The sequence below is a fragment of the Streptomyces sp. NPDC060366 genome (genome assembly GCF_042725135.1).
Lineage (GTDB): Bacteria > Actinomycetota > Actinomycetes > Streptomycetales > Streptomycetaceae > Streptomyces.
In genome coordinates, this window is the sequence record NZ_JBHXDC010000013.1 from 84,136 (window position 1) to 108,301 (window position 24,166).

Below are 24,166 nucleotides of genomic sequence, written 5' to 3' on the forward strand. Positions count from 1 at the left end.
CGTGCTCCAGGCCGCGGAGCAACGCGCTGTGTTTCCCGCTCGGCCCCCGTCATGGCTGCGGCGACCGGCGACATCGCCCCGTAGCTGTTCAGCTCGACGTGAGTGTGCGCGGGTGATTCCTGGTCAGCGGCGGCCGGTGGCCAGGGTGACGAGGAACTGGCCGCCGCCCGGCTCGATGTCGGCGGTCACGGGCAGCCCCGGTACGAGTCGGGAGAACCGGTCCACCAGCCAATCCGCCGCCTCTTGGGCGTCCCGCCTGGTCGGACAACGGCCCACCATCTCGCGGCCCCCCTTGCGTTCCAGCCTCCCGGCAACCGTGATCAGCGGCGCGGGTTCGACCACGTAGAGGCGGTCCGGCCAGGCGATGACCACCTTGACCGCGCCCTTGCGAGAGTTGCATCCGCGGTGCGCGAGCCGCTCGGAGACCTTGGCCTTCCGGTCGGCAGTCCGGCTGTCGACGCTGGGGCCCCTCAGGTCGTTCACCGACTCGTTGGGGTCGACCGCTTCGTCACACACCCAGCACCGCCAGCCGTCGCGCTCGGCCACATCATCAAGGAGACTCATCCGAGCAAACTAGCCTGCCCGGCCGCCACCCCGCGCACCAGGCCCCGGCAGCCCGTGGCAGGCCCAGTCGCCGGGCTCCGGCTAGCGTTTGATGCCTACGCCTGCCAGCAGGCTGATCTGTGCGTCCGTGATCTCGGCACCGTGCGTGGCGGGCTCGGCGGGGCGCCAGCGGTGGCAGCAGCAGATACCGGGGTCGACCAGGTCGAGTCCGTCGAAGAAGCGGCGGACTTCGCTGTGCGAACGGAACTGCACCGGCGACCCGGACTTCGTGTAGACCTCCGCGACCTTGTTCCAGGTGACGGGGTCGAAGTCCGGCGTGCAGTGGTTCATCGCGAGGGCGCTGCCCGCCGGGAGCGGGTCGAGGAGCCGGCGGACGATGGCGTACGGGTCGTAGGGGTCGGTGATGAAGTGCATGAGCGCGTTGAGGGACAGGGCGATGGGCTGGTCGAAGTCCAGCACCCCCGCGTCCTCCACGGCCGCCATCAGCGCATCGGGGTCGGTGACGCTGGCCTGGACGTAGGCCGTGCGTCCCTGTGTCGTGCTGCGCATGAGGCGTTCGGCGTACTTCAGGACGAGCGGGTCGTTGTCCGCGTACACGACGCGGGCGTCGCGCGCGACGGACTGGGCGATCTGGTGCAGGTTGGGCTCGGTCGGGATGCCCGTGCCGATGTCGAGCCACTGGCGGATGCCGTACTCCTGCGCCAGGACCCGGGTGGCCCGCTGCATGAACGCCCGGTTCTCGCGCGCGGTCACGTAGATGCCGGGGTGGGCCTGCGCGGCGACCAGGGCCGCCTCCTTGTCTATCTCGAAGTGGTCCTTGCCGCCGAGGAAGTAGTCGTACATCCGGGCCGAGTGCGCCTTGCTCGTGTCGAGATCCTGGCCGGCCTGCCTGTTGGTCATGTTCTCCCCTTCATGCCTGTGTCTGTCGGCCCGCAGGCCAGGGACGGGGACGGTGCCGTCGTCCCTTCCGCTCACCGTCGGATCACCCGGCGGTCAAGTGATCGGCCAAGCCCTCTTTGACTCCGCGGACGAACGCGGTGATCTCCTCCGGCGTGTAGATCAGCGCCGGGCCGGCCGGGTCGGCGGACTGCCGTACGGCCACGCGGCCGTCGGCGAGTTGTTTCGTCTCGACACACTGACCACCGTTCGGCCCGCTCCAGGGACATTCCCAGCCCTGTTCCCCGAGGCTGTGTGCCGGCATGCCGTTGTAGACGCCCTCGTCGGTCATCGTCATGAGTACTCCTTGCGCATGCGGTTCAGGAGCGCCTTGCTGTCCGCGGACGACGTCAGCAGCGCCATGCGGGAATGTGCCTCGAGATGGGAGACGACGTCCGCGCGCTGGTCCAAGTAGACCGAGGCGCAGAGGAGTTCGCTGTAGACGATGTCCGGTAATTCGGGTTCCTCGAACCGGAAATATGTGAACGGGGCACACGCTCCGACATGCGCACCCGCGGTGAAGGGCACGATGTCGAGGCTGACGTGCGCCAACTCCGAGACGTCCAGGAGCCGCTCAAGCTGCTCTCGCATCACGCGGGGGCCGCCCACCACCCGGTGCAGGACGGCTTCCTCCATGACCACCCACAACGTGGGGGCGTCCTCCTGATCCAGCAGGCTCTGGCGGCGCAGACGTAGCTCGACGCGGCGTGCGAGCTCCTCCTCGCTGCCGTTCGGCAACCCGCCGCGCAGCACGGCGTGCGCGTAGTCGGGGGTCTGAAGAAGACCGGTGACGTACTGGGGTTCGTACGTGCGTAGGGTCTTGGCGCCGGCCTCCAGGCTGACATAGGCGGTGAACCAGCTGGGGACGGCATCGCGATAGGAGTGCCACCAGCCGGGCTTGTTGGCCTGCTCGGCCAGGTCGACGAACTCGTCGATCTCCTGGCGGTCCGCGCCGAAGGTCTCCAGCAGCTTCTCCGCGTAGAGAGGCTTCAGAGCGACCTCGGCCTTCTCCAGCCGGCGGATCGTCAGGGTGGTCACGCGCAGAGCCTTCGCCGCGTCCTCCAGCGAGGCACCGACAGCGAGCCGCTTCTCCTGCAGCCGACGGCCGAGGATCATGCGCAGGACTGTCGGTGCGCTGGTGCCGGAACGGGCTTCGCTCACGCCCAACCTCCTGAGGGACCGTCAATAGGGCCATTCTGACAGCGACTTGATGTCGACGCCAGGGTGATACAAGCACCGCTGAAATTATCAGGGAGTCGGTTGCAGCCTGAGCGTCAGCACGCGCATAGTGGACGTGTGAGCGGTCAAGTCACAGCAGTGACGCGCAGATCCGGTCCGGAGAGGGCATGTGCTGTCATGCCGTCGTCGGCCCGCTGCCGCGTGACTGTCTCGGCGTACACCTCTGCACCGCTCGAGTTGCGTCCCGCATCCCCCCACCCCCCACCGCGCCCCGCCACCGGAAGGCGCTGGAAGGCGACAACCGTGACTCTGTCCACGCCCCCAGCCCGGGCCTCGACCTCCTCCTTAGCCGGGACCGTGTCGCGCCGGGAGTACTGGTTCGGCCTGCCCGCCCTGCCCACCAGCGCGAGAGCCGCCCGGGACACTGTGCGCGACCGGCTCCGTGCGTGGAAGCTGCCCGGCGACACATGCTGCGACGCGGTACTGCTGGTCTCCGAGCTGACGACGAACGCCGTACTGCACACCAGCAGCGGTCATGTCCTGTGCGGCCTCACCCTGACCGGCGACGAGCGGCGCCTGCGCATCGAACTCCACGACGAGGGCGACACCCCGGTGCGCCCGCCCGAGACGCGTGCCGGCCCCGGAGAGGAGAGCGGACGAGGGCTGTTGCTCGTTCAGCAGCTCGCGTACAGCTGGGGATCCGCGCGCTCGAGGTGGGCCGGAGGCAAGGTCGTCTGGGTGGAGTTGACGGCCCACCTCTGACGCTGTGGGCGACGCCGGCACACGGCGTCGGTCCCGGCAGCGACGGCCCGGATGGGCGTGGCCAGGACTGGCTGGCCGCCTACGGGCGAGTTGCTCCGTCCAACAGCAGCGATCGCACGGCACCGCTGAGTTCCCTTCGCGCGGTGGGACCCCTCCTCCCCGATCCATTTGCAGAAGGCGCCCATGACTCCCCACGAGGAAGCCGCTCCACCCGTCGTGCTGTACGTGTGCGCCGACCGAGCCCGGGGCGCGCCAGGAGGAGCCACGCAACGCGCGCAGTCAGAAGGCCACGCATACGCCCGGGAGCGCGGACTGGCGATCGCCGAGGTTGTCACCGATACGTACGGTGAACCCGACCCGGCCCGGCGCAGAGGGTGGCAGCGGGTGAGACAGCTGGCACAGACGGGCGACGTCACCGCGGTACTCGTCCGCTGGCCCAGCACCATCGCCCCGGAGCCCGCGCACGAACTCCGGCTGCGTGAGGTCGCCTGGCTCCACGACCTGGGCGTGCGCGTCCGGTACACCTGGGCGCCCTTGTCGTCAAAGGGGCCATGAGACCCGGTGATCCCGCTCTGTCCCGACGGCTCCGGCGGACGGATTGGCGGGCACTCCCCGCTGCCTCCATTTCCGTACGGGCGCTGTCGTCCCGATAGCCTCTGGCCATGCCTGATTCGAATCACGTCGTGTACGAGGCGTACTTCACCCGATCCCTCTTTCAGTTGCTGTCGGGGGCCGGATGGAAGCGTCTGGTCGCATTCCGCGTCGACGGCGAGGGTGTGCTGCTCGGCGGCGCTCCGGCCCGATACGAGGTGCAGACGGCGTTTGTGCCGTGGGGTGACATAACGTCGTTCGTGGTGTGGCAGCAGCGCATGGCCGGCCCGTCGATGGACTACGTCGGTGTCCAGCGACGGGCGGGAGCACCGCTTCTGCCGGGCATGAATGCTGGACTTCGGCCGGATCAGACGGCCGAACTCGCTCCTCAGGTCGAGCATGAGCTCTTCCTCGCCAGCCGACCCATCAACCTTTGGCGCCTCGACCCCCAGCGCCTTCAGGCCGCCGTCGAAGCGTTCGCTCCCGGCGTGCCGGTCCTCGTCCACGAGCAATGAGACGCGCCATCCGCGACGCCCGCGGTCCCGACCGACCCGCGTACCGGTCGAATCGCCAACGGCACTTTCGGGGACGCGGGTGTCCGCCGCCACTCGCGAACGTGTACCGCCACCACGCCCACCGAACGTCAACGGGACAACGAGCCCGCCGCGGTGGAGGCTGTCGGCGCGGGCACGGCATAGCCTGAGCCGACAAGTCAGACACCCGATGAATCGATGCCTGTGGGCACTTCGGGTGGGGCTGTATGCGTGCGGTGGCGACGGCACGCTCAACACCCTTGCCGCAACAGAAGCGTTGGTGCGCCATGCTTGCGCAGGCCCTTGACAGGAAGAGGGGGCAGCCCGACCATTCACCAAACATAGGATGTGTGCGGCTCCTTGGGGCGCCGACGCCCTCGACGAACATGCGCGCTGCCCGGCCCGGCCCTGCACGTCAACCCTCCGGTCGCTCAGAACCATCTCGCCTACGTACATGGGAAGGACCCGCCCGTGTCACCACAAGGTTCGATCACGCGGAGGCTGCTGCGCCGCGTCGGCCCGATCGCAGCAGCTCTCGGTCTGATTCTGACGGCACCCGTAGCCCAGCCCGCCACCGCCGCCCCCACCGCCGCCTCCGTGACGCTCCACGCGTCGCCGTCCGGGGCCGGTTCGACCTGTTCCTCCTCGGCGCCGTGTTCCCTGTCCGGTGCCCAGGAGGCGGTTCGAACCCATCTCGCCGCGGACGGTTCCGCAGACATCACCGTACTGCTGGCCGACGGCGCGTATCGCTTGTCGAAGACCTGGTCCCTCGGCCCGGCGGACTCCGGCACGCCCGGCCACCCGGTGGTGTGGAGGTCCGCGCCAGGGGCGCATCCGGTGATCTCGGGGGCCTCACAGGTCACCGGTTGGACGCAGCGCGGATCGAGCGGGGTGTGGTCCGCTCCGGTACCCAGCTCCAGCAACAGCCGTCAGCTGTACGTCGACGGCCGTAAGGCCCCGATAGCGCAGGCGACGCCGGCGAGCCTGGGATTCCGGGGCTCGTGGACCGGCACGTCGACGGGCTACACGATCTCCGGCGACCCGGCGGCCATGGCGTGGTTCGGTTCGCTGACCGCGAGCCAGGTCGCGGGAGTGGAGTTCGGCTACCCCGGTGGCAACGGGCCGTGGACCGACTCCAGATGCCGCGTGGCAAGCTTCACCGCCGCGTCCGGCGCGCTGAGGATGAGCCAGCCGTGCTGGACCAACGTGACGGCCCGCGCGTCCTACTCGCAGGCCAGCGGTGGCCTGCCGTCCATGTCGCCCAACACCATGCCCGCGCGCATCGAGAACGCGCAGGCCCTGATCGGTGCCGGGCAGTGGTTCCTGGACGGCCCCGGCGGCACGTTGTACTACCGACCCTCCGCAGGCCAGCAGATGTCCTCCCTCACCGTGGAACTGCCGCGCCTCGAAACGCTGGTCCGGGGCGCCGGTACTCTCGCCACCCCCATCCACGACATCACCTTCAGCGGTCTCCAGTTCTCGCACGCGACCTGGAACGCGCCCTCGACCGGTGCCGGGTTCTCCGACGTACAGAGCAATCTGCGGATGACCGCCGCGAACAACCAGGGCATGTGCAACTTCTCCAACCCCGCGGGAAGTTGCCCCTGGGGATCGCTGACCCAGCCCCTGGCGAACGTCTCGATCACCGCTTCCAAGAACATCACGCTCACCGGCAACCGGTTCACCGGACTCGGCGGAGCCGGACTGGGCGTGATGTACGGAGCGACCAACACCCTCATCCAGGGCAACGAGTTCACCGACATCGCCTCCACCGCGCTCCTGCTCGGCTGCACCTACGACCCGCTCCCGACCAACCCGTCCGACGCCGCGGGGATCAAGCAGAACTGCACCCCGAACGGGGCGAGTGAGACCGCCACCATCGGCACCAACGAGATCCTGACCGGTACCACCGTGGCGGACAACGTCATCCACCACATCGGCACCGACTACCCCTCGGCCAGCGGTATCACCCTGCTGTTCTCGCGGAACACGACCATCACCCGGAACAACCTGTACGACCTGCCCTACACCGGGATCACGGCCGGAGTCATCCAGGGCCACGTCAACCAGGCGACCACTCCGCAGAACACCACGAACATCAACAGCTCCAACACGATCAGCAACAACATCCTCCACGACTACTTGTCCGTCCGCAGCGACGGCGGCGCTGTGTACGTCGAGGGACACCAGGCGCAGTACGTGTACAAGACGGACGGCACGATCGACCCGGTGCAGACGCTGGCCAAGGGCCTTCAAGTCACCGGCAACGTCGCCTACAACGGCCCCACGACGAACTTCACCTACTACAACGACGCCGGTTCGGAATGGATCAACTGGCAGGGGAACATCGCCTTCCGCGCCGGTGACAAGTCACACGGCGGCTGTAGTCCGACCGGCCACTTCTGGATCACCGGCAACTACTTCTCCGCCGGCATTCAGTCGTACCCCTGCGCCCAGCCCGTCGACACCCACGCCAGTGGCAACACGACCATCCCGGCGAACCCCAGGCCGGCCGACCTCCCCAACGCCCTGCTGCGCGGCGCGGGCGCGGGCTCCGGTTCCTTCACACCGGTCCCGTCCGTCCCCGCGAAGATCTACTACGTATCGCCCACGGCCAACGCGACGGAGGTCCTCGTCGCCGGCGAGGGCTTCGGCCCGGCAACGCCGGTGTACATCGGCACCACCCCGGTCGCCGATGTGACCCGTCTGTCCAGCGGATTCATGATCGTCCCGATTCCGGCCGGCACCTCGGCCGGGCAGATCTCCGTCACCCCGCAGGTCCCCGGGTCCATCCGGCTCAACGACGACGACGGCGCGATCACCTACAGCGGATACGCGTACGCGGACGGCCGTTCGTACGGCGACCATCGGAACGACGTCCACTACGCGACGTCGAACGGGTCGACCGCGTCGCTCACCTTCACCGGCACCAGAGTCACGGTGTACGGCGAGCAGAACACCGACCAGGGAAACATCGGCATCAGCATCGACGGCGGACCGCAGCAGGTCGTCACCACACTGCCGAGCGACGGCGTACGACATGCGAACGTCGCGGTGTACACGTCCGGTCTGCTCTCCTCAGGCAGACACACCATCGTGGTGACCAAGCTGTCCGGTCAGTACAGCACCCTCGACGGATTCACCGTGTGAAGGCGAGCGAACCGGTTTCGGCGCTCGGCTTCCTCCCCTGTTCACAGGGGAGGAAGCCGAGCGTCTGAGGCCTCCCAGTCGGCGGTCACGGCTGCAACTGCCTGCCGGCAGCGGGGCGGGCCCACCTCGCCCCCGGCAGGGCGTCAGCGCGTGGTCTGTCGGGGGATGCGTGCGTCGGCCCACCGTGAGAGGTCCGGTTCGGCGAGGGAGGTGACCCACAGGTCGACCATGGCCGTGGTCCGCTCTCCGGGCCAGGGGCCGACGCCGAGTACCCGCATGCCGGCCCGTGACGCGGCTTCGACGCCGCACAGGGAGTCCTCCACGGCGAGTGTGTCGGCCGGGTCCGTCCCGCAGTGGCGCGCGGCGGCCAGGTAGACGTCGGGCTGCGGTTTGGGCCGGATTCCGGTGCCGGGGACCACGATGTGGTCGAAGTGGTCACGCAGTCCTGCCGTGTCCAGGCAGGACTCGACGACCTCGCGCGGGCAGTTGCTCGCCACGGCCAGCGGGGCGAACGTGGCGGCGGTCATGACCAGTTCACGGGCTCCGGGCATGGTCACGGGGTTCTCGGCGACCAGGTCGCGGAAGATCCGGAGCAGGCTGCCGGTCAGGTCCGCCGCCAGGTCGGGCCGTCCGGCCTCCTCGGCCATGAGCCGGCCGCACTGGGTGTAGTGCAGTCCCTTGGCGCGGTCCGCGAAGCCCGGAGCCGAGGTGAGCCCGAACTCGCCGAGCGCGTGTTCTCTCGCGTCCTGCCAGTGTCTTTCGGTGTCCATGAGGGTGCCGTCGCAGTCGAAGACGATGGCCGAGGGGGTCCAGGAGAGGACTCGTTCAGAGGTCATGCGAGTTGTTCCGTTCCGCAGTGCCCGCGGAGGGCGGAGGGCCGAGCACCGTGCCGTCAGGCGCGGTCGTCGCGTCGGCCGCCGGTCCCGGGGGCGGGATCGGTTCCCGGTAGGCGGACATGCGGGAGGAAGGTTTCTCCGGACCCACTCAGGAACATAACGATCACTACGGTATGAAGCATTACGAAATGTAGTCAAGGAGTGACACATAGGTATGAAAATGTGCTTACCGGTACTCCAGGGCCCCATAAGCGACGTACCGCCCCCCTTGCAGGACACGGAAACCGCAGGTCCGGTGGTGCGGCACGGCCAGCACGCGGGCGGGCGGCGCGAACTCGGCGAAGCTCAGGGCTTTCAGCCGACCGGCGGTAGGGCGCACGCACCGGCCGTCGCTCGCCAGCGCGCCGGCCTGCCGCGCCGCTTCCAGCAGCACCATGCCCGGCACATGGTCCGAGGGATGGTCGAAGAAGAAGGGGTGCCGCGGATCGGCCGGCCGCAGCCGCACGGCGCCGTCGTCGACCGCGATCATCACATCGCGCGGGTCGGCCACCGCGATCCGCGCGGTGTCCGGCCGGTCACAGGGACCGGTGGGCGCGGGCGGAAACGCGGTCGCCCCGGCGCCGCGTATCGCGGCGTACCGCTCCGGGCTCAGGAAGCGCGCTCCGCCGCCCGCCTGTGCGAAAACCCCAGAGCCGGCCCGGACTGAGATTTCCATACGCAGTCCGGTGACAGTGCCGTCCGCCCCGTTGCGTACGCCGGTCACTCGCGCGCGGCAGGTCACGTCCGTGGAATTCGAGGTGGCGCGGGGTTCCCTGGCCGGATCGATCCGGAAGAACAGGTCGGTGATCAGCAGCCGGAATTCGGGTGGCACCGCGTAATGACGCAGCGGCAGATAGATACCGAGCTGGCGCATCGTCTCGATGACGATCAGCGGACTGTGCAGGTCAGCACCGTCCCGGGGAAACGTGGGATGTGATCTCGGCCAGGAGGCCGCCGCGTCGAACACATCCCGCCCTCTGCCGGGACGTACGTCGGTGAGCAGCACCTCCGCCGCCGACCTGCGGTGCACCAGTTCACGAGGCACGGTCCGTGACCAGCTCAGCCGGGATTCACCGGTGAATACACCCACCGAATTCTCCATATGACCAGAAGAACTCAAACCCTTCGGGTCCGCACTCCGTCTTTTCGATCACGACGGCTTCATGGACTAGATTTCCGTGCTGTAACGGGACGGCGCGGCATCGGGGTGCATGTGCAGGGACGGGCAAAGGCAACACGGCGTTCTCTTCTGGAGGCGGCTGCCCAACTGTTCGAGGAGCGGGGCTACGCGGGCACGAGTATCAGCGACATCAGCGCACTCTCCGGCCGGACGAGCGGCGCGATCTACTTCCATTACGCGTGCAAGGAGAATCTCGCCCTCGCGGTGATGGAGGAACTGTTCGACACCTGGCCCGCGCTGATCAGACGTCACCGCGAGGCGGACATCCCGGCCCTGGAGAAACTTGTCGCGCTGAGCTTCTCGGTCGCCCGCGCCTTCCGGGACGATGTCGTGGTACGCGGCGGCTCACGGCTCTGGGCCGAACGCAAGTCCGTCGACGCCTCCCTCCCCTCTCCGTTCGAGGGCTGGATCGAGACAGTGGTCGGCCTGCTGGAAGAGGCCGGGCGCGAGGGCGTACTCACCCCGTCCGTGATCCCCCGAAAAGCGGGAAACGTTGTCGTGTACGCATTTTTCGGACTCCACATGGTCTCTGACGCCCTGGACGGCCGGGAACAGATCGAGGAGAGGCTGCACGACCTGTGGCTCCTCCTGCTGCCCGCACTCCAGGCGCACCCCGCGCCCACCCCGCTGCTCGACCGGGCACACGCCCACCTCGCCAGGGTTTCGGAGACGCCGACACGGGCCGTCCCGCAAGCGTCGGCCAAAGAGGGGGCCGGCCGCGGTCGCTCTGCGAGGGCCCGTCGCTGAGGCGGATCGGGGACCTGGCCGACCTCTCGAGCACCGAGGTCGGTCGCCTACCGGCTCGACCGTACGGAACTGCCGTACCCCGTTACTCCGCGGGGTAGATGTCCCCGGCGGCCATCATGCTCTCCTGTTCGCTGTCGAACTTCAGCTGCTGAGCTTTCCGCTCGAGCCGACCGCGCTCTTCAGGATCGCCGGTCCGCTCGGCTCTCGCCTGTGTCGCGGCGGCTTCTTCACGCATTTGTTGGAGGCGGCGTCGCAGTGCGCCTGTCTCATTCATGATCGAGCCTCGATCCATGCACCGAGAGGTGTCACTCCCAGCGAAACAGGCCCGCCGACCGTGCGCCACCCGGCAGCGCCGCGCCAGGTCGACAGGTGGCGGATCACGCGTTGTGTCATCCGGGTTTCGTACGGTGCGGGGTGGCGCGGTCAGCCGAGGGGGGCGGGGCCGGTGGGGCCGCCGGCGATCGAGTCCTGGCAGCGGAGGCAGGCCCGGTTCCCGCAACGGGTCACCATCTGGTCGGCGGACATGGCCTCGCTCGCGGCGGTGAGGGCATCCTTCGCCGAGTGGACCGCCCACCGGGATCGCCCGACCTGCGTGGTGCGGGTGAGGTGCCGGAGGGAAGGCTCCAGCCGGGGAAACCCCTCGGAGCAGGACCCCGTTTCGACCATGAGGACTCGGCCGTCGGCGTCGCGTGCCCAGCGAACGAGCAGCCTGCGGCCGGACAACTGTTCCGCATGGTGGAGCGCTGTCATCCGATTCAGTCCCACCCCCATGAGCAGGACCACGCCGTTGCGCTCCGCCAGCAGACGTATCGGGCCGTAGACATCGGCCGGGCTCTGAGCCGCGGCGAGTTCACGCGCCCAGGGCCCGAGCGCGGCGAAGGAGTTGAGCGGGTGGAGCCCGCGCTCGGCGTCCGGGCGGGCGAGCAGTCGCGCCGGCAGGACGCCGTTGCCGACGTTGAGGACGGTGGAGTCGACCGTGTACTCGGGGACCTGCTGAACGGGCGGCGCGTCGGCGGGCAGGTCTGCGTAGTCGATCGCGTTGCGGTTGGGTCGCATCGTGGCCGGGGGCACCGCGCCGAACTGCGATTCGCTGAACGTCGGTACCAGGACGGTGCACCCGCGTGAGAGGAAGAGGTCCAGCAACGCGTCCGCACCGCCTTCGACGGGCTCGCCGAACGACCGGAGGGACGAGTGAACCATGACCGGCCGTTCGGTGAGGCCGAGATCGTCCATCGCCGCCAAGAGCTGCTGAGCGGATATCGACACGGTGCAACGCCCCCTGAAATTCGACTCGTTCCACGAAGAGGTCCCGGACAGCCAGGACAGCAGGTCGGCAGCCGAAGCACACCCCGTTCAGACGAGATGACGCGCGTCGACCTCACGGCCCTGGCTCAGGCGGTCAAGAGCGAGGGTGGTCGCCCTCGTATCGGGGTGGTCCTCGCCGAGGCGTCGACGGCGGACGGCCAGGACCTCGGCGAAAAGGGCCGCGGCGTCCTTGGAACGGCCCCTGCGGGCCAGGACCCAGGCCAACTCGTGACGGACGGTCAACGTGGACAGGTGCTCGTCGCCGAGCGCCCGCCGGCGGTCGTCCAGCACGTGCCGGTAGAGCCGCTCCGCCTCGGCCGGACGCCCCTGCTTGGCCGCGATCCAGGCCAGTTCGTGGCGGGTGCCCACGGTCCGGTGGTGCGCCTCTCCGAGCAGCCTGGCGCGGTCCCGCAGGACGAGCTCCAACTCGGTTCTCGCCTCTTCGAACCGGTCCTGGTTCGCGATGGACCAGCCCCGTTCGAATCTGGTGAGGAGCGTGTCGGGATGCTGCTCGCCCAGCACCCGCCGGCGTTCGTCCAGAACCAGGTCGTAGCGTGCCTCCGCTTCCGCCCACCGCTCCTGGCAGCCGGCGACCCAGGCCAGTTCGCGGCGGGTGGTCAGCGTCTGGGGATGGTCGTCCCCGAGTAACCGCGCCCGCCGCTCGCCCACTTCGGAGAACATCAGTTCGGCGTCCGTGAACTCGCCCCGGGTGGCCAGTTTCCAGGCGAGCTGATGGCGCAGGCAGAGGCCGGCCTCGTGGTCCGGGCCGGGGACGTGGTTGAGCGCGACACGGTTCAGCGTCTCGGCGACGTCGTGCGCCCCGCTCGCGTCCAGGGCCCGGACCGTCGCCCAGGTCGATCGCAAGAGAGCGGTCAGACCGTCCGGGTCGAGGTGGTCCGCGGCGGTGCCGAGCAGGGCGTGCAGATGGACGCCGAACGTCCGGTAGCGCGGCCAGTCGGCCGGTTCGTCGACGCGCAGCCCTGACAGGGCGCCGACCACGAGTGCGACGGCGACCTGTCGTACGAGGGCCGCGTCCGGTTCGGCGGATCGCGCGGGCATCTCCCGCAAGTGGAGCCGATTCGTCTCCACCACCAACGGGTGGAGCGTGAGGGCCCGCTCCCGTCCCGGCGACCCGGTGTCGATCAGCCCGACCCTTTCCAGCCCACGCAGCCCGTGCTCGAGCAGCAGGTCCGGATGATCGGCGGCCCGGCCCGCCGGCTCCGGCGGGAAGAGCGAGGAGAGGCGACGGCTGTCGAGCAGATCCAGCGGGATCGAGGCGTCGGCAGCGTAGCAGGACAGCAGGCGCACCAGAGTGCGCGCCTGGGGTACGCCGCCCCGGGCCAGGTCGTCGAGGGAGATCTCCCAGGTCCGCGTCACGACGGATCGGTCGGACGCCCCCGAGCTGTCGAGCAGCCGCAGCCCTCCGTCGCTGTCGAGCGCCTCGGCGTAGGCGGCGAAAGTCGGGCAGTGGACGACGGTGGACCTCAAGTACCGTCCCGCCAGATGCAGTGCCAGCGGCAGTCCGCCCAGACGCCGGGCGAGTACTCGCGCCTGGGCCTCGTCCCCCGCACCGGGCGCCAGATCCCGCAGTGCCCGAGCGGCGTCGGCCTCGCCGAGGCGCCCCAGCGGCACCACCAGGGCGTGCCGGCCCCATGTCTCCTGGTCGGCGTCACGGCTGGTCACGATCGTCAGCCCACGGCGGGACGGCCGCACCCAGCCCGTTCCGTCGCTCCCAGCCGTTCCTGTCACTCCGGTCGCTCCCGCCTGCCGGAGGCCGTTCCGTACGGCGTCGGTGCGCGAGCCGCCGAGGATCTCGGGGGAGTCGGCGTTGTCGAAGATCAGCAACCAGCCGGATGGTGCCCTGCTCAGTAGCTCCCAGAAGCGGTCCGGGCCGTCGGCGGCCCCGGTGGCTATCGCCTCCAGGTCCGCGGGCCCGGCGTCCAGTTGTCTCGCCACGGAGGCCAGCCCCGCCGCGAGGCTGAGGGGGTCGGCGGCCCAGACCCACCACACCCGGCGGGCTCGGCGTCCCGTCTGTCGTGGCCGCGCGGCGTGACGAGCCAGAGCGGCCGCCGCGGTCGACTTCCCCGCACCGCCCATTCCGGCGAGTACGACCACGGCTCCCGGCGGCTTACGGAGCCACCGCCTCAGCCGGCGCATCACCTGGTCCCGGCCGCGTATCAGTTCCGGCACCGCGCCGGTCGGCGGTGCCACCGACATCCCCGGTGCGACGCCCGGCTCGGCGCGACGACGCCTGATCGTCTCCCTGGCCTGAACGCGCGCCTGCCACGCGGCCACCCCCACCGCGGCGACCCCCGACAGCGTTCCCACCACTGCCAGCACATCCATCAGACGGCACCGCGGGCCGGGGCGTGGGCGGGTAAGAACTCGTATCTGGGCAATGGCATCTCCCGGCTCCACGCGCGGTCTCTCTCGACTGCGCCTCGACGTCGGAAATCTGTTCGGCCGACCGACATGCCATGGTCTCAAGAGCCCGCCGGTCCGCAGGCGAAAATCCGGAAGCCCGGCCCAAGGGGCCGGGCTTCCGGGGTGCACAGGGGATGCCGTTCACCGGAGCTGCGTCGCCTCCGTCTTGTGGTGAGGGGCGTTCGGGCTCTTCGGCGCGGCCGTGCGGTTCAGTGGGCCAGACCGTTCACCCGGTACTGCATCACCCGGTAGTTCTGGTTGTCGAACCACTGGCTGACGGTGATGTGGAGGTCCCGGAGGTCGGATCCCGGGATGATGAAGCCGCCGTACGGACTTGCCACGGCGTTGCCCGTCTCCCGGCCGGGGACCGTGGGGACGATCATGGTCTGCTCGGGGGTCGTGAACAGGTTTGAGGTCGGCGCCGCGAAGATCTGCGCACGGATGTCGAGTGGGCTCATGTTGAGCCAGCTGAGCGCGAACAGACCGTCCATGGCCCGGAAGCAGATCTCGCCCCAGCGGCGAGGCGACGTCACGGACGTCGGTGGGTTGCCCCAGGCCCAGGTCCCGCCCGCGTACCCCCACGGTTCGTAGGCCGCCGGGTTCCCCGGAGCGTCCTGGCGGACCCGGTGGAGCAGCAGACCGGAGGTCACGTCGCGGTCGAAGGCCGTCGACAGCACATAGCAGTACCCGTCGTCCGCGACCGCGAAGGTCTTCTGCTGGAACTGGCCGCCGTGCAGGTCGCCCGGCCACTGGCACAGGTACTGCCAGCTCTCGCCGTTGTCGTCGGAGCGCCAGAAGTCCGTGTGATGGGTCTCGTGGATCACCCCGCGCATCAGGTGCATGTACATCGTCGGCCCGACGGTGAACACGTCGGAGGGAAGAGCGGTGGTGCCGCCCGCGTGGCCCTCCGGGACGAGACCGACGGCGTGGGAGCCTCCCACGCTGCCGTCGACGACGAGCGAGGCCGGCGCGGCGTTCGACGAACGCAACCCCACGGGCGACCGCCAGTCGGGCCCGCCGACACCCCCTCCGTCGAAGGTGTCGCCGCACACGAACAGCATCGAGCCGTCGGGACATAGCGCCGGGATGCCGAGGTCCGTCCAGGGCGCGGCGAACCGCCCGGTCAGGGCCGGCCCCGTGAGGTCACGCACCTTCGCACCGGTGACCCGGGGCGCCGCGGCCGCCCCCGGAGTACCGGCGATGATGCCCGCCGCGGCGAGGCCCCCGACCGCGGCGGAGCGCAGCAGCGACCGACGGCTCGCGAGGAACGGGCGGCCGGAGCCGGCCGATTCTCCGCCGTGCCGAGCGGGTCGCGACCGGTGCGGTTCGAGCATGACGGACTCCCGGGGTCAGGGGCGGGCGAGGTGTCAGGCCTTGCGGAGGCGGGCGACGATCCCGTCCAGGTCCCGCTGGAAGAGATCAGGGCGGACGAAGTGACCGCCGGGGACCTCGTGCCACTCGTGCGGGATTCCCGCAGAGCCAAGGCGGTCGCGGAACTCCCGCTGCCCGGCGAGGACTTGCGTCTCGTTGACCGTGTCGAACCAGTTGACCGGGTCGGGGCTGGTGCCGGCGGCCAGGAAGACGCGCTTGTTCCGGTAGCTCTCGACGCGCTGCACCGGGTTGTCGGCGCTGACCCGGGCCTCGTCCCACAGCGGCGCACCGTAGACCGTGGCGCCGCCCAGCTCCACCGCCGCCGAGGAGACGTTGGCCCAGTGGGTGACGAGTCCGCCGTCGCGGCGCAGGCTGGCCGGCCCCGAGTGGGAGCTGACCGAGGCGAAGTGCCCGTAGTACTTGGCCGCGTACTTCAGCGCGCCGAATCCGCCCATCGAGAACCCGGAGACCGCCCGGCCGTCGTACTCGGCGTACGTACGGAAGTTGGCGTCGATCCAGGGGAGCAGTTGGGCGATGTGGAAGGTCTCCCAGTTGCGGGGGCCGACGTTGGAGCCGACCGGGTTGGAGTACCAGCCCGCGGGGCCGCCGTCGGGCATCACGACGATGAGCGGCTTTCCGGCGGTCCAGGCGCGGATGCCCATCCGGTCGAAGGTGATGAAGTCCTGGCCGGTACCACCTCCGTGGAACAGGTACAGGACCGGGTACCTGCGCCCGCCGGAGTGGTAGCCGTCCGGAAGCAGGACGTTGACGGCGGGGTTCCAGCCGATCGCGTCGGTCGCGAAGCGGAAGTACCGCATCCGTGGATCGCGCTCGTCGCGGTCCACGATGCGCAGTCCGAATCCGTCTCCGACCGCGTGGGCGGCGGATGCCGACGCCAGAACGCCTGCCGCACCGAGTGCGGTCGTCGCGGTGAATCCGGCGGCGGCCTTCATGACGCCTCTGCGGGTGGGCCGGTGCGTGCTCAACGTGACCTCCTGGTCATGGGGAATGCGATCCGGGTCGCGGGGCGGTCGTGCCCGCTCCGCGCAGTCAGGCGCCGTCAGGCGGAGTAGCCCTTCGGAGGGATCAGGGTGGCGAGCTGGTCGAAGGACATCCAGTAGATCTGGTTGCCACCGAAGGACGCGGGGTCCGCGATGAGGACGGTGCGGTCCACCGCGTCGTAGCCGAAGACGGTGAAGTAGTGATAGATCGTCTGGTCCGGGGGGTAGCCGGGAGGCTGGTTGCCCGGTGGGGCGACGATGTTGGCGACCAGCGGATAGCCGCGGTCGATGTCGAACACGATGTCGTGCCACAGGAGATCCCGTTGCCCTTGGGTGGGCGGGTCGTTCGGCATCTCTTTGGTCTCGTACCAGCCCCCGCCGAGACGGGCGTTGAGTACGTTGGTGACCTGGCCGATGTGATCGGTGCCCGCCTCGGTCGTGCCGAGCTGTGCGGCCAGTTCACCCTGGCTCGGCGGGCCGGTGCGGGCGGAGAGCGCGATGCGCGTCGCCGCCGGACCGCACCAGTAACCGGTCTCCTGGACCTGGTAGTCGATCTCCAGCCAGCGTGCACTGCTCGTGCGTCCGGAGGCGACCCGCAGTTTGGTCCCCGGCTCGTCGTACCCGGAGGCGAGGGCCGTACCGGCCGCCGAGTCATGGGCCCGCACATCCACGACCGGGACGGCGGGAGCGGGCGATGCCTGGGCGGTGCCGGGGAGAAGAAGTGCTCCGAGGGTGAGGGCCGCGACCGTGCTGGAGGCAAGTCTCGCGCGCATGAGGGCTCCTGTGGGGGTCGGGGCCGTACGGGAAACACTGGCGCGAGAGGGCGTGGGGGCCCGTCCGGCCGTGTCCGGGGTGGTGGCACGAGTCAGAGTGGTGGTTCGACGGCGGCGGGCACAAGCGCTGTAAGCCCAGGCTTACGGGTGCGGTCGGTCGCCCTGCCCGCGCCCGGTGCGGCGGTCCTCGGCGGCCAGCAGCGCAAGCCCCTCGGCGGTCGCGGTGTGCAGGGCGCGACCTGCCGTGCGAACGGTGGTGGTCAGGCCCGCCGCGCGCAGGACGTTCATGTGCTGGCTGACGGCCGGGTGGGTCACCTGGAGCATCCGGGCCGCCTCCACGGTGGAGCAGCCGGTGCGGGACGCCCGCAGCAGGTCCGCACGGGTCTGCCCGAGGAGACGGCCGAGGGGGCCGGGGCCCGTCGGGGATCCCGCCGTACCCGCCGGCCCGACCCAGTCGGCCGTGTGGCGGACGGGATGCACCAGGACGGGCGGCAGCTCACCGTCCGCCAGGGTGGTCGGGGTGGGCCAGCAGAAGAACGACGGCTGGAGCACGAGTCCCCGTCCGTCCAGCCGCAGGTACTGGTCGACCGGGTAGGTGACCTCCAGCACGGGCGGCCGCCACCGGACGTCGGGCCCGAAACCCGACAGCAGTGCCTCTGTGCCGCCGTCCATCAGATGCCGCATCCGCAGCGCGCGGTCGGCCTCCAGGTCCGCGCGAACGTGTCGCCAGTGCGGTACGAGAGCCTCCGCCTGGTAGGCGTGGAGCGCGTCTCCCAGCCGCGTGAGCGCGTCCGTGTCGCCTTCGGCCAGGGAAGCGGCCCAGTCGGGCAACCGTGTCGACCTGGAAAGCCGGGCCAACTCCGCCCGCAGCCTCGGCCGTGGTGTTCCGAGCAGGGTGTCGACGGCCGCCCGGAGCGTGGTGCGGTCACCGGAGCCGGGGGTGAGGAAGTCGGGGGAGTAGCCGTAGGGCGGCAGCAGCGGGGAGAGCAGGCGCCGGCCCTCCGGGAGCCGAGGCCTCGCCCAGCGGCGCCATGCGCCGAAAACCCTTTCCCCGTCCGTCCGTTGCAGGGTCTGCACGCTGTTGGTGATCTCCCACATGAAGTCCGGCCCCGGGGCCACCCTGACCCTCGTCATGTCCTGGGGCGTGAAGTGGATCCGCAGCATGGACGCTCCATCGGAAGGCCAGGTCGGCCACGCACCCGCAGCCCTGCCGTCGGTCCGCCGTGCGAGCACCGGCGGAGAACAGGCCACTACCCGCCACCGCGACGGGGTATGCCGCGCCGTCCGCTCTTCCGTGCCCGCCGCACCCGGACGCGTTTCACGTGCACGACGACGGCAGGGTCACCCTCCAAATTATCGGAAATGCAGTTTTCGAAAATTTGATTTTCGATATGTGTGACGGTTAGGGTTCTGCTGTCAGCAACGGATGTCGGATCGGGAGGCGCTATGACCGAGGAATCGGCAACTGTGTCGCGTCGTCGCAAGCTCACTCCGGAACGAGAGCGGGAGCTGCTGCGGGTGACGGCGGAGCTGGTTGCCGAGGTTGGTTATGACCGCGTCACCATGGCGGCGGTCGCGCAGCGGGCGAAGTGCAGCACCGCCACGCTCTACCGGCAGTGGGACAGCAAGCCCCGGTTGGTGGTCACCGCGTGGAAGGCGTACGAGAAGGACCGCGGCATCGATCTGGCACAGATCGACACGGGCAGCTTGCGGGGGGATCTGAAGGCCGTGGTGCGGATTCTGGTCGCCGACGACCCGGCCAAGGGCGCCTTCGCGTCTGTCCCGCCTGCCGTCGTGCAGCAGGAAGGCCTCATGGAACTCGTGCGGGAGATCCTTCTCCATCCAGTCCGCAGCGATCTCGCCATGCTGCTGGAACGGGCGGTGCGCAGAGGAGAGATCGCCGCGGACAACCCCGCCATCGGCCTGACCGACCAGGTACTGCTCAGCCCGTGGATCGCACAGAGCGTCCTGTACGGCACTCCTGCCACCCAGGAACTGATGGAGAACATTCTCGACACTGTTCTCCTGCCCGCCCTCAACCCACAACCTGCCACCGTGTGACCTCATGAAGTGAGGTCCGGTACGCCCGACCACGGCCCGGCCCGGATGTTCTCCCCGCAGAGGTCGGCCACCCGCCTCTCCCACTTTTCTCGCTCCGCGGACAACTCACCGCGCCCGCAAACGGCCTGACAGCCACCTCTCTACCCCCGCATGCCCTCACGCCCCGCGACCACGGTTGCCACGGGGCCGGCACCGCACACCCAGAGTTCATTTCGCGATCGCGACGCCTCCTTGTCGCACGTAGCGAGGTCCACGGACGGCAGCCGGCCGGGACGCGAGCTACATCCCCCCCATGGACCATTCCCCGTCGATGGCGGCGGAGTGTTCGGCTGAACCACAGAAAGGCACTCACATGCGGAACAAAGTTGCAATCATCACCGGTGCGGGCGGCGGAATCGGCGCCGCCTGCGCCGCCGAGCTGGCCGACCGCGGGGCCGCCGTGCTGCTTGCCGACATCAACGGCGAAGCGGCTCAGGCGCGCGCCGCCGAGATCACGCGCGCCGGGGGACGAGCCCACGGCATCGAAACCGATGTGCAGGACGAGAAGGCCGTACGGGCCATGGTCGAAGAGGCACTCTCCCGATTCGGGCGGCTCGACATCCTCCAGAACAACGCCGCGGCGACCTCTGCCTCACAGCAGGACGACGACCTCACGACGATGGACGCCGGCCTGTGGGATCTCACCATGGGCGTGAATCTGCGAGGCCCGATGCTGGGATGCAAGTACGCCATTCCGCACATGATCGAGACCGGCGGAGGAGTGGTCATCAACATCTCCTCCGGCTCGGGCGCGATCGGCGAGCCCACCCGGTTCGCCTACGGAGCCTCGAAAGCCGGGCTCAATTCGATGACGCGCTCCATCGCCGCCCGCTACGGCAAGCAGAACATCCGGAGTGTGGCCGTCATGCCGGGCATCACGATGGCGGAACCCGCGCGCGAAGCCCTCAGCGGTACCCAGTGGCTGGCCATGATGGAACGTCACCACGCGACGCCCAGGCTGGGACGGATGGAGGACATCGCCAAGTTCGTCGCGTTCGTCGCCTCCGACGACGCCGGCTTCATCACCGGCAGCGTCCACGCCGTCGACGGTGGGGTGCTCAGCGTCGCACCTTACGCCGCCGACATGCGCGAACACGGCACACAGCCATTCTGAGCACCGGTCGCACCGTGTGACGCCCTCCCGATGGGCCGTGGGCGGCTCATGGGTGACGGACGGTGCGCTCGCTGAGCGATGCCCTGCGCGCCTTCGCCGCCGCCACAGGGCTGGAGCGCTTGCACGGCCCGGACCAGCGGGCGCCCCACGCCCGGCTCCCCGGCTCGGATGGTTCGAGCCGGGGAGCCGGGCCGCACGTTTCGCTACGGGCCGTCGATGACTTCACCTCGTCCGGGGCGGGAGGCGGCCTCGGTGTGACGACGTCGATCCAACGACAGGCCCTAGGGGAGTTCATCGGCCGTGAGACGGATGGTTACGGTGCGCCGGGCACGTCTCGTACGGTGAAGCTGTAGGTACCGGAGCGAACGGTGTAGACGCGGCGGTCCCCTTCGGCGTCCTGAAGTGTGGCCCCGGCCGGGCCTTCGGACGGTCTGATGACACCGTTGGGCAGTCTCACTTCGGCCGTGGTGTTCGGCGGCACGGTGACTGTCAGGCGGAAGGTGCTGCCCTTGAGCGACCACTTGGACTTGGCCTCGCCGTACGGGGTCCGGTAACTGCCTTCGGCGTGGGTGAGGTCGCCGATGACGCGCGGGTCGATGACGAGCTCGCGGTAGCCGACGGAGCCGGGTGCCTGGCGGATGCCGACGAGTGCGCTGTGGAACCACTCCTCGATCTGCAGCAGGATCACGTGGTTCTTGGAGTTCCCCATGTCCCACTGCTCGGGGATGGTGGTGAGGCCCTCGGGGTTGGCCGTGGTGGGGGCCATGAAGTACCCGTAGCTCGGCCGGGTGTCTTCCTGGAGGACCTTCCACAGCACGTCGTCGCGGCCGGCGGCCGTAAGTGCTCGTACGGTCGGGGCGAGTCCGATGGTGCCGCCGCCGAAGTGCGGGCCGCCTCCGAACGGGTGGAAGTTCTCGATGAGTTCGACGAGTGCGTCGAGGACCCGCTCGCGCTCGCTGTCGGGTACCAGTCCTTCGTCGAGTGCGAGTGCCTGGGCGGCCTGTGTCGCGCCGGTGGTGCCGAGGTCGCCTTCGCTGGTGTAGCGGCCGAGTGTCGTATTGAAGAACGCGTCGTTGAACGCTGTCTTGATGTGGTCGGCCAGGGCGCGGTACTCGTCCGCGTCGGCGTGCCGTCCCAGCAGCGCGGCCATCTTCGCCATGCGGTCGGCCACCTGGTGGTATCCCCATGTTCCGGTGATCCGGCCCGAGGTGGTCTCGGCGGCTATCCAGTCGGCCAGCGCGGCATCCACGATGAACGCGTTCGCGCCCGTACCGGCCTTCCGCGTTCTGATGTACGTCAGGAACGCCTGCATCTGGGGGTAATGACGTGCCATCGTCCGGGTGTCGCCGTACGTCTCGTACAGGTACCACGGCGTCAGGACGATCCCGTTGCCCCAGTTGATCTCGTCGCCGAACCTGCCGGTGTAGCCCCAGTCGTAGACGGGGGCCTTCAGCGCGACGTTGCCGATGTTGTCCCCGGCTTTGGACTGGCCCTCCGCGAGGTGGCGTTGCATCGTGCGCAGGTAGGCGGCGTAGCCGAAGTGGCGGTGCAGCGAGCCGAAGGGCTGGAGGTAGTCGGCGGGATAGGCCAGTTTCTCGCGGCCGGGGCAGTCGGTGAACGTGGACATCATGTTGCTCATGACGGAGTAGCGGGCCATCCGGTGGATGCGGTTGATCCGCGCGTTGGACGTGGTGAAGGTGCCGGCCACCGGTGTGTCCGCGTGGAGTTGCAGGCCGGTGACCGTCTTGACGCTCGGCCGGTAGCCCTCGGGAAGACCGGTGACCTGGACCCACTGCATGCCGAAGTAGTTGAGCTCGGGGTGCCAGCTCTCGCCGTCGCGGTCGCCGCGCGCGGTGTACGCGGCGAACACGTCGGTTCCGCGCCCGGCGCCGCCGCCCATGATGGACGCCTGGTCGACGGTGCCGTCGGCGGCGAGTGACTCCGCCGGCAGCATCTTGATTGTGGTGCCCGCGGGTACGGCCCGGTCGAGGGTGAGTTCGGGCCAGCCGGCGAAGTTCTGGCCGAAGTCGAAGACCCACACACCGGGCCGGGGCTCGGTGAGGCCGACCGGGCGGATCCGGTCGACCACTCGCACCGGCTCGCCGGCACGCCAGACGAGTTCCGTCGTCCGGTTGGGGGGCGGCGCGATGCCCGCGCGGATCCATCCGGTGGGCGAGCCGTCGCGGCGCTTCGCCGTCGCACCGAGGTCGGCCCCGGGCCCGGCCCACCCGGCTTGTTCGCGGCGCGCGTCGTAGTCGGTCCCGGAATACCAGTTGTTGGTCGTCGTCGGGCCGAACGCGGTCTGCCACGAACGGTCGCTGACGATCGTGTCCACAGAACCGTCAGCCTTGGTGATCTCCAGGCGGGCGATCAGCCGGGGCGTCACGGCGGCGCCCGCGCTGGGGTCGGTGCTCGCCAGCGGGTTCCCCGAGCCGGAGACCGCCGCGTCGGCCGTGTGGGCGGCCTTGAGCGCGGGCTTGAAACTGATGCCCGTCCCCTCCGCGCCTGGTGTGCCTATCGCGGTGATCTCGCGTGTCTCCAGCCGCTCTCCGCCGCCGCCCGTGTCGATGTTGACCGTGCCACCGACGTGGTAGCCGGTCACACCGCTCACCTTGACGACGGTGTCCCCGGCCCCGGCCGGCGCGGACAGGGTCCCGCTGCCCTTCACCTGGCTCTGCCACCAACTGTACGGAGCCGTACGTCCGGTGGCCGGATTGGTGACGGAGCGCGACACCAGCGCCGTCCCGTTCCCCAGCTCGACGCCCACGATGTTGGCACCGGGGCGCACCAGGCGCGTCACGTCGTACACGCGGTACTCCGTGGAGAGCTGGTAGTTGGAGTTGCCGGGGGCGAGAACCTCGTCGGTGACGGCCTTGCCGTTGAGCTGTGCGAGGTGCAGTCCCACTCCTGAGAGATAGAGCCGCGCCTTGACGACTCCCGCCGCCTGCCGGTGTTCGACCTCGAAGGCGCGCGCGAACAGAGGCAGTGGATCGCTGATGTTCCGGGACGGGTACTCGATCCACCGGGCCTCACCCCAGTCACCGCGCCTCAGCAGCCCCATCTCCCACGAAGACGGCCGGCTCCACGGCGTCACACGGCCACGGCTGTCCCACACCCGCACCTGCCACACCACCTCCTGTCGGGACGTCAGGGCGCGACCCTGCCACGGGATGTCGGTCTGGGCGTCCGATCGGACCTTTCCGGAGTCCCAGAGGTAGGGGCCGCGGCCGAGATCCGGAGCACTGTGCGCGGCCCGTATCTGATACGCGCTCTGCGCCCACCCGTTCTGGGCACTCGTCACGCGCCAGCCCAGCCTCGGTGCGGTGTCGTCCACGCCGAGAGGCTCGTCCTCGCGGCCGTTGACGGTGAGGTGACCGACCGTCGTCGGCGCCGTCGCGCCACGGTGGTCGAGGGCGACGGCCGTGCCACCCGTTCCCAGGGGCAGCGCCAGACCGGCCGCACCTGCTACGAGGATCCCGATGAGGTGTCTGCGGCTGAGGCCGTTCCGCGGCTCTGCGGGCATGCTGAACTCCTTGGTCGGTGTTCGGTGTTCGGTGGTTT

General features: G+C 69.5%; 21 protein-coding genes. 7 read left to right on the forward strand and 14 right to left on the reverse strand.

Going from position 1 to position 24,166, the window contains the following annotated elements; all coding sequences use genetic code 11:
* Nucleotides 1–123 precede the first annotated feature (123 nt).
* The 4 genes from ACFWHU_RS27675 to ACFWHU_RS27690 all read right to left on the reverse strand — a co-directional run bounded on the left by ACFWHU_RS27675 (nt 124) and on the right by ACFWHU_RS27690 (nt 2,661).
* A complete protein-coding gene (locus tag ACFWHU_RS27675; protein WP_387228048.1) occupies nt 124–564 on the reverse strand; it encodes a hypothetical protein in 441 nt (146 codons plus the stop codon).
* Nucleotides 565–645: 81 nt separating this feature from the next.
* The gene (locus ACFWHU_RS27680; protein WP_385799299.1) at nt 646–1,464 is read right to left on the reverse strand and encodes an SAM-dependent methyltransferase; all 819 of its coding nucleotides are present in this window, start codon (nt 1,462–1,464) and stop codon (nt 646–648) included.
* 82 nt (nt 1,465–1,546) lie between these two features.
* The gene (locus ACFWHU_RS27685) at nt 1,547–1,798 is read right to left on the reverse strand and encodes a DUF397 domain-containing protein (protein WP_385799298.1); all 252 of its coding nucleotides are present in this window, start codon (nt 1,796–1,798) and stop codon (nt 1,547–1,549) included.
* Nucleotides 1,795–2,661: a helix-turn-helix transcriptional regulator gene (locus ACFWHU_RS27690; protein ID WP_387228051.1), complete on the reverse strand. Its 867-nt coding sequence runs from the start codon at nt 2,659–2,661 to the stop codon at nt 1,795–1,797. Before ACFWHU_RS27690 ends, ACFWHU_RS27685 begins: the two co-directional genes overlap by 4 nt.
* A gap of 321 nt (nt 2,662–2,982) precedes the next feature.
* Here ACFWHU_RS27690 and ACFWHU_RS27695 point away from each other — a divergent pair, with 321 nt between their 5' ends.
* From ACFWHU_RS27695 to ACFWHU_RS27710, 4 genes are all read left to right on the forward strand, one after another.
* Nucleotides 2,983–3,441 (forward strand): ATP-binding protein, encoded by a 459-nt coding sequence (locus ACFWHU_RS27695; protein ID WP_387228053.1) that lies wholly within the window; start codon nt 2,983–2,985, stop codon nt 3,439–3,441.
* Between the two features lie 384 nt (nt 3,442–3,825).
* A complete protein-coding gene (locus ACFWHU_RS27700; RefSeq protein WP_385799293.1) occupies nt 3,826–3,996 on the forward strand; it encodes a hypothetical protein in 171 nt (56 codons plus the stop codon).
* A 128-nt stretch (nt 3,997–4,124) separates the two neighbouring features.
* Complete coding sequence (locus ACFWHU_RS27705; RefSeq protein WP_387228055.1) at nt 4,125–4,547, forward strand: hypothetical protein; 423 nt, start codon at nt 4,125–4,127, stop codon at nt 4,545–4,547.
* Nucleotides 4,548–5,036: 489 nt separating this feature from the next.
* Entirely contained in the window at nt 5,037–7,715 is a 2,679-nt protein-coding gene (locus tag ACFWHU_RS27710; RefSeq protein WP_387228057.1) for a hypothetical protein, read from the forward strand.
* A 143-nt stretch (nt 7,716–7,858) separates the two neighbouring features.
* On the opposite strand, the gene ACFWHU_RS27715 is transcribed toward ACFWHU_RS27710, so the two are convergent.
* Together ACFWHU_RS27715 and ACFWHU_RS27720 are read right to left on the reverse strand one after the other, a co-directional pair.
* A complete protein-coding gene (locus ACFWHU_RS27715) occupies nt 7,859–8,551 on the reverse strand; it encodes an HAD family hydrolase (RefSeq protein ID WP_385799287.1) in 693 nt (230 codons plus the stop codon).
* A gap of 226 nt (nt 8,552–8,777) precedes the next feature.
* Nucleotides 8,778–9,680, reverse strand: coding sequence for a ScbA/BarX family gamma-butyrolactone biosynthesis protein (locus tag ACFWHU_RS27720; protein ID WP_387228059.1), 903 nt, complete (start codon nt 9,678–9,680; stop codon nt 8,778–8,780).
* A 123-nt stretch (nt 9,681–9,803) separates the two neighbouring features.
* Here ACFWHU_RS27720 and ACFWHU_RS27725 point away from each other — a divergent pair, with 123 nt between their 5' ends.
* Complete coding sequence (locus ACFWHU_RS27725) at nt 9,804–10,517, forward strand: ScbR family autoregulator-binding transcription factor (RefSeq protein ID WP_387228061.1); 714 nt, start codon at nt 9,804–9,806, stop codon at nt 10,515–10,517.
* A gap of 82 nt (nt 10,518–10,599) precedes the next feature.
* On the opposite strand, the gene ACFWHU_RS27730 is transcribed toward ACFWHU_RS27725, so the two are convergent.
* From ACFWHU_RS27730 to ACFWHU_RS27760, 7 genes are all read right to left on the reverse strand, one after another.
* Nucleotides 10,600–10,809 (reverse strand): DUF6381 family protein, encoded by a 210-nt coding sequence (locus ACFWHU_RS27730; RefSeq protein ID WP_387228063.1) that lies wholly within the window; start codon nt 10,807–10,809, stop codon nt 10,600–10,602.
* A gap of 131 nt (nt 10,810–10,940) precedes the next feature.
* On the reverse strand, nt 10,941–11,783 hold the full coding sequence (locus ACFWHU_RS27735; protein WP_385799279.1) for an AAC(3) family N-acetyltransferase: 843 nt from the start codon (nt 11,781–11,783) through the stop codon (nt 10,941–10,943).
* Between the two features lie 87 nt (nt 11,784–11,870).
* On the reverse strand, nt 11,871–14,168 hold the full coding sequence (locus ACFWHU_RS27740) for a tetratricopeptide repeat protein (RefSeq protein ID WP_387228065.1): 2,298 nt from the start codon (nt 14,166–14,168) through the stop codon (nt 11,871–11,873).
* Between the two features lie 287 nt (nt 14,169–14,455).
* On the reverse strand, nt 14,456–15,580 hold the full coding sequence (locus tag ACFWHU_RS27745) for a DUF4185 domain-containing protein (protein WP_387228067.1): 1,125 nt from the start codon (nt 15,578–15,580) through the stop codon (nt 14,456–14,458).
* A gap of 33 nt (nt 15,581–15,613) precedes the next feature.
* Nucleotides 15,614–16,603 carry an alpha/beta hydrolase gene (locus tag ACFWHU_RS27750; RefSeq protein ID WP_387228069.1) on the reverse strand — a complete coding sequence of 330 codons (990 nt, stop codon included), beginning with the start codon at nt 16,601–16,603 and terminating at the stop codon, nt 15,614–15,616.
* 74 nt (nt 16,604–16,677) lie between these two features.
* On the reverse strand, nt 16,678–17,391 hold the full coding sequence (locus tag ACFWHU_RS27755; protein WP_387228071.1) for a C39 family peptidase: 714 nt from the start codon (nt 17,389–17,391) through the stop codon (nt 16,678–16,680).
* Between the two features lie 141 nt (nt 17,392–17,532).
* Complete coding sequence (locus ACFWHU_RS27760; protein WP_387228073.1) at nt 17,533–18,555, reverse strand: ArsR/SmtB family transcription factor; 1,023 nt, start codon at nt 18,553–18,555, stop codon at nt 17,533–17,535.
* Nucleotides 18,556–18,837: 282 nt separating this feature from the next.
* Here ACFWHU_RS27760 and ACFWHU_RS27765 point away from each other — a divergent pair, with 282 nt between their 5' ends.
* Both ACFWHU_RS27765 and ACFWHU_RS27770 read left to right on the forward strand, forming a co-directional pair.
* Nucleotides 18,838–19,452 carry a TetR/AcrR family transcriptional regulator gene (locus ACFWHU_RS27765; RefSeq protein ID WP_385799268.1) on the forward strand — a complete coding sequence of 205 codons (615 nt, stop codon included), beginning with the start codon at nt 18,838–18,840 and terminating at the stop codon, nt 19,450–19,452.
* 292 nt (nt 19,453–19,744) lie between these two features.
* Nucleotides 19,745–20,605, forward strand: a complete 861-nt coding sequence (locus ACFWHU_RS27770) for an SDR family NAD(P)-dependent oxidoreductase (protein WP_387228077.1) — start codon at nt 19,745–19,747, stop codon at nt 20,603–20,605.
* A 313-nt stretch (nt 20,606–20,918) separates the two neighbouring features.
* On the opposite strand, the gene ACFWHU_RS27775 is transcribed toward ACFWHU_RS27770, so the two are convergent.
* Nucleotides 20,919–24,128, reverse strand: coding sequence for a family 78 glycoside hydrolase catalytic domain (locus ACFWHU_RS27775; protein WP_387228079.1), 3,210 nt, complete (start codon nt 24,126–24,128; stop codon nt 20,919–20,921).
* Nucleotides 24,129–24,166: the final 38 nt, after the last annotated feature.